The 14145-nt window shown below is 33.1% G+C and carries 15 protein-coding genes; all 15 read left to right on the top strand.

All coding sequences use genetic code 11. The features are described 5' to 3' along the window. The first annotated feature begins 40 nt into the window (after positions 1 to 40). Positions 41 to 1354: a UDP-glucose dehydrogenase family protein gene (locus tag CEY12_RS16185; RefSeq protein ID WP_089028677.1), complete on the top strand. Its 1314-nt coding sequence runs from the start codon at positions 41 to 43 to the stop codon at positions 1352 to 1354. A gap of 148 nt (positions 1355 to 1502) precedes the next feature. Then, positions 1503 to 2582 carry a dTDP-glucose 4,6-dehydratase gene (gene rfbB, locus CEY12_RS16180; protein WP_089028676.1) on the top strand — a complete coding sequence of 360 codons (1080 nt, stop codon included), beginning with the start codon at positions 1503 to 1505 and terminating at the stop codon, positions 2580 to 2582. A gap of 26 nt (positions 2583 to 2608) precedes the next feature. Then, positions 2609 to 3472 carry a glucose-1-phosphate thymidylyltransferase RfbA gene (gene rfbA, locus CEY12_RS16175; RefSeq protein ID WP_089028675.1) on the top strand — a complete coding sequence of 288 codons (864 nt, stop codon included), beginning with the start codon at positions 2609 to 2611 and terminating at the stop codon, positions 3470 to 3472. A 173-nt stretch (positions 3473 to 3645) separates the two neighbouring features. Then, positions 3646 to 4494, top strand: a complete 849-nt coding sequence (locus CEY12_RS16170) for an ABC transporter permease (RefSeq protein ID WP_089028674.1) — start codon at positions 3646 to 3648, stop codon at positions 4492 to 4494. A 60-nt stretch (positions 4495 to 4554) separates the two neighbouring features. Continuing rightward, the gene (locus CEY12_RS16165; protein WP_089028673.1) at positions 4555 to 5808 is read left to right on the top strand and encodes an ABC transporter ATP-binding protein; all 1254 of its coding nucleotides are present in this window, start codon (positions 4555 to 4557) and stop codon (positions 5806 to 5808) included. 6 nt (positions 5809 to 5814) lie between these two features. After that, positions 5815 to 6210, top strand: coding sequence for a sugar 3,4-ketoisomerase (locus CEY12_RS16160; protein WP_089028672.1), 396 nt, complete (start codon positions 5815 to 5817; stop codon positions 6208 to 6210). Positions 6211 to 6246: 36 nt separating this feature from the next. Beyond that, the gene (locus CEY12_RS16155; protein ID WP_089028671.1) at positions 6247 to 7026 is read left to right on the top strand and encodes an N-acetyltransferase; all 780 of its coding nucleotides are present in this window, start codon (positions 6247 to 6249) and stop codon (positions 7024 to 7026) included. After that, on the top strand, positions 7019 to 8119 hold the full coding sequence (locus tag CEY12_RS16150) for a DegT/DnrJ/EryC1/StrS family aminotransferase (RefSeq protein ID WP_089029902.1): 1101 nt from the start codon (positions 7019 to 7021) through the stop codon (positions 8117 to 8119). The genes CEY12_RS16155 and CEY12_RS16150 overlap by 8 nt, the downstream gene beginning before the upstream one ends. Next, on the top strand, positions 8119 to 9018 hold the full coding sequence (locus CEY12_RS16145) for a glycosyltransferase family 2 protein (protein WP_089028670.1): 900 nt from the start codon (positions 8119 to 8121) through the stop codon (positions 9016 to 9018). Before CEY12_RS16150 ends, CEY12_RS16145 begins: the two co-directional genes overlap by 1 nt. A gap of 3 nt (positions 9019 to 9021) precedes the next feature. Beyond that, complete coding sequence (locus tag CEY12_RS16140; RefSeq protein ID WP_089028669.1) at positions 9022 to 9846, top strand: glycosyltransferase family 2 protein; 825 nt, start codon at positions 9022 to 9024, stop codon at positions 9844 to 9846. Next, positions 9843 to 10778, top strand: a complete 936-nt coding sequence (locus CEY12_RS16135) for a glycosyltransferase (RefSeq protein ID WP_089028668.1) — start codon at positions 9843 to 9845, stop codon at positions 10776 to 10778. Before CEY12_RS16140 ends, CEY12_RS16135 begins: the two co-directional genes overlap by 4 nt. Before the next feature lie 9 nt (positions 10779 to 10787). Further along, positions 10788 to 11720 (top strand): glycosyltransferase family 2 protein, encoded by a 933-nt coding sequence (locus tag CEY12_RS16130; RefSeq protein WP_089028667.1) that lies wholly within the window; start codon positions 10788 to 10790, stop codon positions 11718 to 11720. A gap of 21 nt (positions 11721 to 11741) precedes the next feature. Beyond that, entirely contained in the window at positions 11742 to 12410 is a 669-nt protein-coding gene (locus CEY12_RS16125; RefSeq protein ID WP_089028666.1) for an NAD(P)-dependent oxidoreductase, read from the top strand. 6 nt (positions 12411 to 12416) lie between these two features. Beyond that, a complete protein-coding gene (locus CEY12_RS16120) occupies positions 12417 to 13337 on the top strand; it encodes a glycosyltransferase family 2 protein (RefSeq protein WP_089028665.1) in 921 nt (306 codons plus the stop codon). A gap of 37 nt (positions 13338 to 13374) precedes the next feature. After that, a complete protein-coding gene (locus CEY12_RS16115; protein ID WP_089028664.1) occupies positions 13375 to 14130 on the top strand; it encodes a class I SAM-dependent methyltransferase in 756 nt (251 codons plus the stop codon). Positions 14131 to 14145 lie beyond the last annotated feature (15 nt).

Raw genomic sequence — 14145 nt, 5'->3', positions numbered from 1 at the left:
TTTTTATTATTTTTGTCTTGAATTTTTAAAAACATATATTTTGAATATAACAATTGTAGGAACAGGTTATGTAGGATTAGTTACAGGAACAACCCTTGCAGAACTTGGCAATTCAGTTTACTGTGTTGATATTGATGAAAAAAAAGTAGAAGGCATGAAAAACGGCGTAGTTCCCATCTATGAGCCGAATCTGGAGGAAATGTTTAATAGAAACATTCAGGCAGAGAGATTATTTTTCACGACCGATTTAAAAAAAGCTTTAGACAAAAGTGAAGTCATATACCTTGCACTACCAACTCCCCCGGGAGAGGACGGATCAGCAGATCTTTCTTATGTATTAGGAGTTGCCAATGATATTGGAGAAATGATGACCGATTATAAAGTCATCGTGAATAAAAGTACAGTTCCGGTAGGTACTGCAGATAAAGTAAGAGAAGTTATTTCTTCAAAAACAAATATTCCTTTTGACGTTGTCTCTAATCCAGAGTTTTTAAGAGAGGGCTTTGCTGTGGAAGACTCCATGAATCCTGCCAGAGTTGTCGTAGGTTCTAGCTCCGAAAGAGCAAAGGACATTATGTCAAAAATTTACCAGCCTTTTACAAATACAGGAATCCCTATTATTTTCATGGATGAAAAATCGTCTGAACTTACTAAATATGCTTCTAATTCCTTTTTAGCTGTAAAAATTACATTCATGAATGAGATCGCAAATTATTGCGCAAAAGTGGGTGCAGATGTAGATAAAGTGAGACTGGGTATGGGAAGTGATGACAGAATTGGACATCGATTTTTATTTCCCGGAATAGGATATGGAGGAAGCTGTTTCCCTAAAGACGTGAAAGCTTTGATCAAATCAGGAAAGCAAGAAAACTTTAATTTCCAGATCTTAGAAGCAACCGAAAATGTAAATGTTTCCCAGAAAGTAATTTTGGTCTCTGAAATTGAGAAATATTTTGGAGGTGATCTAAAAGGAAAAAAAATAGCAATATGGGGTCTGGCATTTAAAGCAAATACAGATGACATCCGCGAAGCATCTTCTTTGGATAATATTGAGCTTTTACTGAAGAAAGGAGCTGAAATAATCGCATATGATTTAGTCGCAGAAAATAATGTCCAAAAAATCATTGGCGATCAAATCCAATATGCAAAGAATATGTATGACGCGCTAGAGGAAGCTGACGCGTTATTTATTGCTACAGAATGGCCAGAATTTAAGAACCCCAATTTTAAACTCATGGCAGAAAAAATGCGTAACAAAGCTATTTTTGACGGAAGAAATATGTATCCTTTAGAAGTCCCTAAACAAAATGGTTTTTATTATAAAAGCATAGGAAGACAAACGGTACAGAATTAACAGATTTAAAAAACGATCTGATCATAGCCATAGCTATTACTTTTTAAATATCAGGATAACCAAATTTCATACACCATAAAGACGTATGAATAATGCTTATCTTAATACTTTTATTATCTTTAACACTTAATTTTTTCAAAATATTAAAATGAAAAATATAATCATTACTGGAGGGGCTGGCTTTATCGGATCCCATGTTGTAAGAGAATTTGTAAAAAATAATCCTAATTCAACAATCATCAATTTAGATGCCCTTACTTACGCCGGAAATCTCGAAAATCTAAAAGATATCGAAAATGAACCCAATTACGTTTTCGAAAAAGCAGATATAACAAAACCTGAAGAACTAAGGGTTGTTTTTGAAAAATATAACCCTGATGCTATCATCCATTTAGCTGCTGAAAGTCATGTTGACAGAAGTATTACTGATCCTATGGCTTTTATTAATACTAATGTAAATGGTACGGCAAACCTTCTTAACCTATGCAAAGAATTCTGGACATTAAATCCGGATCACACCCATGGAAGATTCCCTGATGAAACAAGAAAAAACTTATTCTATCATGTTTCCACTGATGAAGTGTATGGAAGTTTAGGGGAGACAGGATTCTTTCTGGAAACAACATCTTATGATCCACAGTCTCCTTATTCTGCATCAAAAGCAGCTTCAGATCACTTAGTAAGGGCATACGGAAATACATATGGAATGCCTTTTATCGTATCCAATTGCTCAAACAATTATGGTCCCAATCATTTCCCGGAAAAGCTAATCCCTCTTTGCATTTCCAACATTATCAATGAAAAGCCATTACCGATCTATGGAGATGGAAAATATACAAGAGATTGGTTATTTGTAATTGATCATGCGAAAGCTATTCATGAGATCTTCAATAAAGCCAAAACAGGAGAAACCTATAATATCGGTGGATTTAACGAATGGCAGAATATAGACCTTGTAAGGGAGCTCATTAATCAAATGGATTCGAAACTTGGAAAACCTGAAGGCTATTCTGAAAAGCTGATAACATTTGTAAAAGACAGACCAGGGCATGATAAACGTTATGCCATAGACGCCACAAAACTAAACAAAGATTTAGGGTGGGAACCTTCTGTAACTTTTGAACAAGGGCTATCAAAAACCATCGATTGGTATTTGGAAAACAAGGAGTGGCTTGAAAATGTGACTTCAGGGGATTATCAAAGATATTATGAAAATCAATATAACTAATCCATAAATAAAAACTACAAAAACAGATGAAAGGTATCATCCTTGCCGGAGGTTCCGGAACAAGACTTTATCCCCTTACAATTGCAGTAAGTAAGCAATTGATGCCGGTTTATGACAAACCAATGATTTATTACCCTCTATCAACTTTATTATTAGCCGGTATTAAAGACATACTTATTATTACTACCCCTCATGATCAGGAAGGATTTATTAAACTATTGGGAGACGGTTCTCAGATAGGATGTAATATAGAGTATATTGTACAGCCAAGTCCGGATGGTCTTGCACAGGCATTCATTCTGGGGGACGCTTTTATTGGAAATGATCCTGCAGCATTAGTACTTGGTGATAATATTTTCTATGGTTCGGAAATGGGAACTTTACTAAAAAATAAAACCAATCCGGACGGAGGTGTTGTTTTCGCCTATCATGTTTCAGATCCTGAAAGATACGGAGTAGTAGAATTCGACAAAGATTTCAAAGCGGTATCAATAGAAGAAAAACCAACTCATCCGAAATCAAATTATGCAGTTCCCGGTTTGTATTTTTATGATAATGAAGTCGTAGAAATTGCTAAAAGCATACAGCCTTCACCTCGTGGCGAGCTGGAAATTACGGACGTAAATAATGTTTATCTCAAAAAAGGTAAACTTGAGGTAGGAGTTTTGGATAGAGGAACAGCGTGGCTTGATACTGGAACATTTGACTCCCTTCATGATGCTTCAGAATTCGTAAGCGTTATTGAAAAAAGACAAGGTTTTAAAATCGGATGTATTGAGGAGATTGCCTTTCGGAATAAATTTATCGACGAGGAAAAACTACTCAACACTGCATTAAAATACGGAAAAAGTGGATATGGAAAATATCTCACTCAACTTGTAAATAAATAGTTCCTATCATAAAAATTTCATAAAGCTGTTGTCTTCATGGGCTACAGCTTTTGTTTATAATAATAAATATCAATATATTAGTTTTTATTTTTCGTTTTTACGTGAATAATAATTCATAATATGATAAGCTATGAAAAAATTAATTATTATAAATTTGCAAAAACTTAACACAAATGAATGAACCACAACAAAAGTGGACAGAAACTATTGAAGCTAATCATACTTTATTTGATTTAAAGCTCAAAGAAGTATGGAGATATAAAGATCTTATTTATATGTTTGTAAAGAGAGATTTTGTATCAAGCTTTAAGCAAACCATATTAGGACCTATTTGGTTTTTTATCAATCCTATTTTCACTACGATTACTTATTTAATTGTTTTCGGAAGAATAGCTAAATTACCAACTGATGGCGCTCCTCCATTGTTATTCTATTTGGCAGGAATTACCCTTTGGAATTATTTTTCCACTTCACTAACAGGTACATCATATACTTTTGCCGGAAACGCAGGTATCTTTGGAAAAGTATATTTCCCTAGACTTGTTACTCCTCTATCAATCGTCATTTCAAACCTAATGAAATTTGGTGTACAATTCTTACTGTTCCTGATAGTTTGGGCATATTATTTCGCTAAAGGTGAAGCACATCCCAATATTTGGATACTTGCTACTCCTTTTCTTGTCATTCTTATGGCTCTTTTTGCATTAGGTGTCGGCATGATTTTTTCTTCACTTACTACAAAATATAAGGATTTAAATATGTTACTTGGATTCGGAGTAAGTCTGTATATGTACGCTACTCCGGTTATATATCCAACATCTTCTCTTCCTTCTGGATTTAAAAGCCTAGCTTACTATAATCCGCTAACTGGTATTTTCGAATGCTTTAAATATGCATGGCTGGGCGTTGGTAACTTTTCTCCACTCATGTTAGGAATTAGTACTGGTATAATTCTAGTACTTCTAGCACTAGGAGTTGTAATTTTCAACAGGGTTGAAAAAACTTTCATGGATACTGTTTAATTTAAATAGTAGAAAACTGTTGAAATCTACAATAAACGTTTAACTTTTAAATTAAAAAAAATGCTGGCTTTAAAAGCTGAAAACATATCAAAACAGTACCGTTTAGGACAAGTGGGTACGGGAACTCTTTCTCATGACCTTAATAGATTCTGGCATAGTGTGAGAGGAAAAGAGGATCCTTATTTAAAAATTGGTGATTCCAATGACAGAACAACAAAAGGTGATTCTGAATATGTATGGTCCCTTCGTGATATCGATTTCGAAGTCGAACAAGGGGATGCCGTAGGAATCATTGGTCGTAATGGCGCAGGTAAATCCACCTTATTAAAACTTTTAAGTAAAGTAACTAAACCTACTACAGGGAAAATATACACCCAGGGAAGGATTGCATCCCTATTAGAGGTGGGAACGGGTTTCCATCCTGAAATGACAGGGCGGGAAAATGTTTTTCTAAATGGTGCAATTTTAGGAATGACCCGCAAGGAAATCAAACGTAAATTTGACGAAATCGTGGATTTTTCTGGTGTAGAAAGATACATCGACACACCTGTCAAAAGATATTCATCAGGAATGTACGTCCGTCTTGCCTTCGCTGTAGCAGCCCATCTGGAATCAGAAATCCTAATTGTAGATGAAGTACTTGCTGTGGGAGATGCTGATTTTCAAAAAAAATGTCTCGGTAAAATGGGAGATGTTACCAAAGGAGAAGGAAGAACTATTTTATTTGTAAGCCATAATATGACCGCAATAAAAGAACTTTGTAGAAGTGGGATTTTATTGAATCAGGGTAGACTAGATTATGCAGGAAATATTATAGAGACCATTACAGAATATCAAAAAAATTCTGAGAGACAAAGCAGCTATATTCATGAAGGCTCACTAGAGACAGCCCTGGGAAATGAAAATATTAGAATTTTAGAATTTTCGGCAAAACCAATAACAGGACAATTTTTAGACATTGAATCTGGTATAAAAATAAAATTGAGGTTCTATAATTTTAAAGAAAATATTAACCTTGATACTACTTTTGAGTTGAGAACTTATGAAGAAGTAGTTGTTTTTCATACAGGAGCCTTTATTACAACGAATAATAATTCGCAAAGAAAAGAATATATGGTGGAGTTTGAACTTCCTGCAAACTTATTAAACACAGGTAATTATTATTTTAAGCTCATGTTCGGAGAAGACCAAAAGATCCCTCTTTTTATTGCTAATGAATTAATTGGATTTGAGATTGAGAATGTTAAAATGGGAAAAAACATTAATGCTTTACCGGGAATTATTAGGCCCAATTTTAATTATGATATAAAATAGGTAGCAATGAATAAAGTGCAATATTTTAATTTAGAAAAGATAGGTAGCTCGTCACTAGGCTTTATCACTGTAGCTGAGAACCTTAAAAACATTCCGTTTGAAATTAAGCGAGTATATTGGACTTATTATACTCCTCAGGATATTATGCGAGGAGGACACGCTCATAAAAACCTTGAACAAATAATATTTGCCGTTTCAGGCATGATAGAATTTAATATTGAAGATAAGGAAGGAAACAAAGAAACTTTTATCCTTGACAATCCTTCACAAGGGTTATATATTCCTAAATTAATTTGGAGAGACATCAAATTTTCACATAATGCTGTTCTATTATGTTTAGCTTCACAGTTTTATGATGAAAACGATTATTTTAGAGACTACGCAGATTTTAAAGATTACTAAACACCAAGCTACCATAACAAAAAACATATATTAAGTATGAAGTTCAACAATATCAATGTATATATTAGCGAAAAAGCTACAATAGGTAAAAACGTAAAAATAGGTGACAATACAGTTATATACGATAATGTGATCATTGGTGACAATTCAATTATTTGTAATGATTGTGTAATAGGTGAACCATTAAATGATTATTATTTTAATAGTAATTATGAAAACCCCAAAACTATTATAGCAGAAGAAGCTTTTATAAGAAGCCATTCTATTATATATGCAGGTTCCAGCTTTGGAAAGAAATTTTCAACCGGTCACCGTGTAACGATCCGGGAAAATTCTAAATTCGGAAATAACTGTAGAGTTGGAACAGTTTCTGATATACAAGGACATGTTGAATTTGGAGATAGCTGTTGGCTACATAGTAATGTACACATAGGACAAAAGTCTAAAATAGGAAACTATGTTTTCATCTATCCATATGTTGTTTTTACGAACGACCCTACCCCACCTTCAGATGTATGTATTGGGCCAACCGTTGGTGATTTTTCTCAAATTGCTGTAGGAACTGTTTTGCTTCCTGCCACAGAAATAGGAAAACACTGTCTCGTTGGAGCTCAGTCATTGGTAGGTGGAAAATATGAAGATTATTCTTTGGTTATAGGAAATCCAGCTAAAAGAATAAAAGATGTTCGTGATCTTAAGTTAAAAGGAACAGACGCATCTCATTACCCCTGGCCAATTAACTTCTCCAGAAATATGCCTTGGGAACAAGAAGGATTTGAGAATTGGAAATTAAAAAATGGTTACGAAAATGATTAGTTTTTTAGATTTAAAAAAGATAAACCTAAAATATCAAGAAGAAATTGAAAATAAGCTTCTGGAAGTTTTTCGAAGCGGGTGGTATCTATTAGGAAATGAGCTTAAAAATTTTGAAGCCAACTTAACCAATTATATTGGTTCAAAATACGCTTTAGGAGTAGCAAATGGTTTAGACGCATTACGTTTAATATTTCGCGCTTATATAGAATTGGGAATTATGAAGCCGGGCGATGAAGTAATTGTCCCTGCCAATACATATATTGCCTCTATTCTTGCCTTATCTGACAATGGATTAGTGCCAGTTTTGGTTGAACCGGAAATCAATACTTATAATATTGATATTTCAAAAATTGAAGAAAAAATCACGTCAAAAACCAAAGCAATTCTTATCGTTCACCTACAAGGAAGAATTATTTTCTCAGAAGAATTACAACGTCTTGCAGAAAAACACCAATTAAAAATTGTAGAGGATAATGCTCAGGCAATTGGCGCAGAATGGAATAATATAAAATCTGGAAACCTTGGGGATGCTGCAGGATTTAGTTTTTATCCGGGAAAGAACCTTGGTGCTTTGGGAGATGCGGGTGCTGTGACGACCAGCAACAAAGAGTTATTTGAAACTATTCGTGCTTTAGGAAATTACGGATCAAACCAAAAATATGTCAATATATACAAAGGTCTTAACTCAAGACTCGATGAGATACAGGCAGCTGTATTGGATATAAAATTAAAATATATCCATGAAGAAAATGATGCCCGTAGGGAAATTGCTAAAAGATTTATCAAAGAGATCACCAATCCAAAAATCATTTTACCTGAAAATCCATCCAACGAAAAAGAACATGTTTGGCACGTTTTCGTAATACGAACTGAAAACAGAGATGAACTTCAGACCTATTTAACTGAAAAAGGAATTCACACGATTATTCATTATCCTATTCCCCCTCATCATCAAGAGGCTTATAAAGAAATGAATATGCTTTCTTTTCCTATTAGTGAAAAAATACATAGAGAAGTATTAAGTTTACCGATCTCTTCTGTTTTAAGAGACGAAGAAATTGACACTATTATTAAGGCTCTAAATGAATATTAATGATGGAGCTTCCCTTAGTAACTGTTGTTGTCATTTCTTATAATCATTCTTCTTATATTAAAGAATGTCTGGACAGTATAAAAAATCAAACGTATAGTAATATCCAATTGATCGTAGGAGATGATGCATCACAAGATAACTCTGTCTCAATCTTTGAAAATTGGTTATCTGATAATAATTTTTTAGCAGAAAAAAAATTTCATTCTAAGAATACGGGTTTGGCAGAGATGCTTAACGAATGTATTAAACTTGCAAAAGGTAAGTATATAAAATTGATTGCTGCTGATGATTTTCTTCACCCTGAAGCTATAGAAAAGAGTGTTGACGAATTAGAAAAATTAGGTGATGATTTTGGAATGGTATTTACAGACACTTATGGAGTAGATGAAAATTCAAATAGGATCGCGGATATTGCAGATTATGATTCTCTTGGGAATATTGATAAAGATATTTTTAGAAAACAGTTAATTAAGGGAAATAGAATAGCAGCTCTGACTGTTGTTATGCGAAAGGAAGCGCTCACAAAAACAGGAGAATATAAATCTGATTTTATTGTAGAGGATTACTTTAGATGGTTAAAGATCAACGCTCTTTACTATATCGCCTATATTCCTCAAAAATTAGCCTATTACAGAATTCATGACTCCAATCTTTCTTCTTCTAAAAAAGAGAGAATTGATATAGAAACCCTAATCCTTCAAATGATGTTTGATAAGGATGGAGATGTAAAAGATAAATTAAATGGTATAACCCAGAAAAAGTATATCGCCGGAGAAAAGATATCTTCACAGTATATTGAAGCTTACAAAAAATATCCTTTTAATATAAAAAGATTAAGTATTGCATTGCAGTATAAAGTTCCGGTGTCTCTCTATAAATTTTTAAATAAAATCATGTAAACAATGGATCCAAAAATTTCCATCATCGTTCCTTGTTACAATCAGGCTCAATATCTTGATGAATGCCTTCAATCCGTTCTTGATCAGACTTATCAGAACTGGGAATGCATCATCGTAAATGATGGTTCGCCAGATAACACGGAAGAGGTAGTGGAAAAATGGATTCAGAAAGATCTTCGTTTTCAATATCTTTATAAAGAAAATGGAGGGCTGTCTTCTGCGAGAAATGCCGGAATAGAAATTGCAAAGGGCACTTGGATATTACCTCTGGACGCCGATGATAAAGTAAGCAATCAATATCTGGAATTGGCAGAAAAAGAATTCGACAAAGGATATACTGTCGTTTATTGTGAAGCTGAAAAGTTTGGATCTGAACATGGGAAATGGGAGCTTCCTGTTTACAGCAGGAAAACGCTGGCTGTAAAAAATATGATCTTTTGCACAGCTTTTTTTAACAGAGAAAATTGGGTACAAGCCGGAGGCTATGATACCAGCTTAATTTACGGCTGGGAAGACTGGGATTTTTGGATTTCTATTCTGAAAAATGGTGGAGAAGTACTTCAACTCAAACACATTGGCTTTTTTTATAGGATCAAAGAGACATCCATGATCAAGGAAATGACTGCAAATGGTGATCATAAAAAATTAAAGACTCATAATATCATTTATAGAAAACATATAGAATTTTTTACGAAGGAATTGGGAAGTTTTGAAAGCTTATATGATGACAATAAAAAATTAACTTCGGAAAATAGTCACCTGAGATCCCTTCTAAATAGTAAAAGATATCTTTTAGCAAATAAAATTTTTAATTTTTTCAAGCTATGAAAGTATCAGTAGCATTATGCACCTATAATGGAGAAAAATATTTATCACAGCAGTTAGATACAATTCTGGATCAAACTCTGCTGCCTGATGAACTTATTGTTTGTGATGATGGATCTTCTGACCGGACAATTGAAATTCTTAATGACTATCAGAAAAAATATCCTCAGATAAAAATATTCAGGAGTGAAAATAATCTGGGATTTATAAAAAATTTCGAAAAAGCAATATTTCTTTGTACTCATGAAATCATTATCATCAGTGATCAGGATGATGTTTGGAGCAAGGACAAGGTAGAGGAAACTGTTCGTTTTTTCAATAACAATCCGCAATTCGACGGAGTATTCCATGATTTACAATTAATGGATGGCGAAACCATACAACCATCATATTTAAACTGGAAACATATCACTTATGATGACGTTATTAAAGATATCCAGAGAAATAATCTTTTTGTTTCCCTCGTTAATAAGGGCAGCTTTATCTTAGGTTGTGCACTTGCTGTAAGAAAGACGGCTTTGGAAAAATATAAGATTAGAAATTTCCCTATTGCCCACGATTATTTTATCGTTCAAAAATTAAGTATTAAAAATAAATTGGGATTTATTCCTAAAGCTTTATCTACTTACAGATTACATCCCGGACAGGTATATGGTTTAAGATATAAATCCGAAGAAAATCAAAACACAGAAAATATTTCAAAGAGTCAGCAATATTTCAAGGACCATGTCTGGCCCTATTTAAAGGCTATCGAAAGATTCCAGGAAATAAATCCTGAAGAAGAATTAAACAAAACTGAAATATATTCATTATTCATTAAATACAGGAATTTGTATTTAAATACAATGAATTTCGTTGATAAAAAAATATACATGGCGAAATGTATCCGTCATAAATATTTAGATCTTAAGTTGACTGATTTATTCATAATCTAAAAGAATTACATGGACATAAGCATCTGCATTACAACATATAAGCATGAAAGGTATATCAAAGAATGTCTTGAGAGTATTTTCGCTCAGGAATTTTCCGGTACCTACGAAATTATTGTGTGTAATGATAATTCTCCGGATAACACAGAATCTGTAATTCAGGATTTAATCAACACCCACCCAAAAGGAGATCGTATAAAGTATTTTAACAATGTTCCCAATTTAGGATATGTAAAAAATACATTATTCTCTTTTTCAAAAGCTTCAGGAAAATATATCGCTATTTTAGATGGTGATGATCTTTGGATTAATTCTTCAAAAATTCAACAGCAATTTGATTTTTTGGAATCACACTCTAATTTTTCAGCTGTAGGAACGGATTCCAAAGTCATATATGAAGACACCCCTACTCCCAGTCACCGTTTTTCCGATCATCCCGGAGACGAATTATCAAAAGATGATTTAACGGATTTAAAAATATGCCAGACCTCCACTTTCTTTTTCAGAAAGGACATTTTAAAAGATGATTTCCCAACAGACATTATTTCAGCAGACAGATGTCTTTATTTATTAGCAGGCTGCTATGGCAAAATAAAAATACTCCCCGAGGAAATGAGCACTTATAGGCAGTTTAGTGCCAGTATTTCAAAAAATGTAACATCCGAAGTCATGAAAAAGGACTTTGCCATTATTCCATTTATAAAAAAATACAATTCAGATTATAGTAATCTGAAACTTAACAGTTATTTTTATTATACGTTAATGAGTTATTCGAATGTTATTTCTAAGTTTGATTTTTTTAAGGCCAGTGCAGGTTACTTTTTTTATAATGTTTTGTCGAAGTTTTCTTTTACGCCAAGAAAATTATATCATGCTATTAAATGGAGCCAACGTACAATTAAACAAAAATATCAGATAAAAAAACAAAATAATAGTTTTGTATAGAAGCTATAAATACACAAATAAATGATCATAGGAACAGGACTTATTGCCAATTCATTAAGGAATATTGATACAAATGAAATCGTATACTTTGCATCGGGAGTTTCAAATTCGCTTGAAACCAAAGAAGCAGAATTCAAAAGAGAATTCAGCCTTTTAAGCAATGTCCTTGAAAATAATAAAGATAAAAAAATCATCTATTTCTCAACATTAAGTGTTCAGGACCAGTCGAAACAGAATAGTCATTATGTCCTGCACAAACTTGAAATGGAAAACTATATCAAAGACAATTCTGACAACTACCTTATCTTAAGGATTGGAAATATCGTAGGAAAAGGAGGAAATCCGAATACTCTTTTTAATTTTTTAAAGACAAAAATTAAAGATAACGGAAAATTTATACTGCATCGGAATGCAAGAAGACTATTACTGGACATTGATGATATTTCTAATTTTTTAGATAGTACGTGCAGGCCTATAAAGAATGAGACCATCAACTTTGCCTACCCTTATTATTATAATTTAAAGGAAATTATCTCTGCGATAGAGGAGAAAATAAATAAAAAAGCCGTTTATGACGAAGAAGATGAAGGTGATTTTTATAAAGTTCTTTTTGATGATAGTACGGACACCTTTTTCTCAGGAATACAATCAGATGATTATTTAAGAATTTTAACTGAAAAATATATCTAAACACTGATGCCTAAGATTTATTTTATTATTGTTACTTATAATGCCATGAAATGGGCAGAACGATGTTTTACCAGCTTAAGACAATCTTCCATTCCCATACAATGCATCGTCATAGATAATGGATCTACTGATAATACACAGGAGTATATACAATCAAATTTTCCTGAAATTGATTTCATCCAGTCTTCAGAAAATTTAGGCTTTGGTAAGGCCAATAATATCGGAATTGAAAAAGCATATAAAGAGGGTGCCGATTTTTTTTATCTGATGAACCAGGATGCCTGGATATATCCGGACAGTCTCGAAAAGCTTCTGGGAGTATATAATAACCATCCCAATCATGAAGAAATTGGAATTATAAGCCCAATGCATGTAGATGGTTCAGAAAAGTATCTGGATATCTTTTTAGACAAATACATCGCCCAGAACTGCGAGAAAACAAGGTTAATATCAGATCTTTATTTTCAGACACTTAAACCTTTCTATGAACTCAATTTTATAAATGCCGCGCATTGGCTTCTTCCTAAAAAAACGATAGAAGTCGTGGGCGGATTCAACCCTTACTTCTTTCATTATGGTGAGGATATTGAATATACAAACAGACTGCTATTTCATAAAAAGAAAACGATTCTGGTTCCAGGTAGTAAAGTGGTACATGATGGTATACAATCCTTGAACAAAATAGATTACAACAAATATAAAAATCTACGCATTGAAACCAATATCATTAACCCTGGTCTCCCTGATGCTCCAAGATTAGAAAAGAAATCTCTCAAACAAAGTATTGTCAAAAACCTTATTACCGGAAATTTCCACACATACAAAAGACTATCTCAAAAGTATAAAGAAGTTTTTGGTGAAGAAAAAAAATTAATTGAAATACGAAATAAAGTAACACAAGTAGGACCCACCTTTCTGAATTTGTAATTTTATCTAAAAATCCCATAAAATATAAAACACACAAATGAAAATTTTAGAAAGACTTAAAAAAAAATTAATCCTCTTTTCCCATGCTGGTTCAAATTATCACTGCCCATTCTGCGGTTATGATTCGAAAGACCTGGAAATAGTTGGACATGACTTACCCGTATTAATCGAAAAACATGTCATAGGAGGGGGAAGAAGAGCTGCAGGATGTTATAAATGTAATTCCAGAGACCGGGAAAGACTATTATATGCCTTTATTATTAAAGAATTAAATCTGCCGAAAAACAATAGCATATTGCATATCGCACCAGAGCCCAGACTATCAAAGATCCTTTTGAATTATAATTTAAAAGAATACATTTGCGGAGACCTGTTTACAGAAAGCTATCATTATCCTGCACATGTAAAAAATATCAATGTTTTAAATATCCCTTACGAAAATAGCTATTTTGACATGGTGATTTGCAATCATGTGTTAGAGCATATTGATGATGACCAAAAAGCTATGAGAGAAATTCTAAGAGTATTAAAACCTGGAGGCAAAGCCATTTTACAAGTTCCTATTTCTAAGAATAACCTGGAAACCCATGAAGATTCAACAATTTCCGATCCTCAAAAAAGAAAAGAGTTTTTTGGGCAGTTTGATCATGTAAGGCTTTATGGTCAGGATTATGTTACCCGTTTGGAAAATGTGGGTTTTATCGTAGAACGACTGAATATTTCTGATAAATATAAAAAATTCGGAGTAAATCCTGAAGAAGATATTTTCTTTTGTAAAAAAGAAATTTCATAGTTTAATAATAAAAAG

The organism is Chryseobacterium sp. T16E-39, assembly GCF_002216065.1.
Lineage (GTDB): Bacteria > Bacteroidota > Bacteroidia > Flavobacteriales > Weeksellaceae > Chryseobacterium.
Note: the sequence above shows the minus strand (reverse complement) of the source record. Positions and strands in the feature narration are given on the sequence as shown.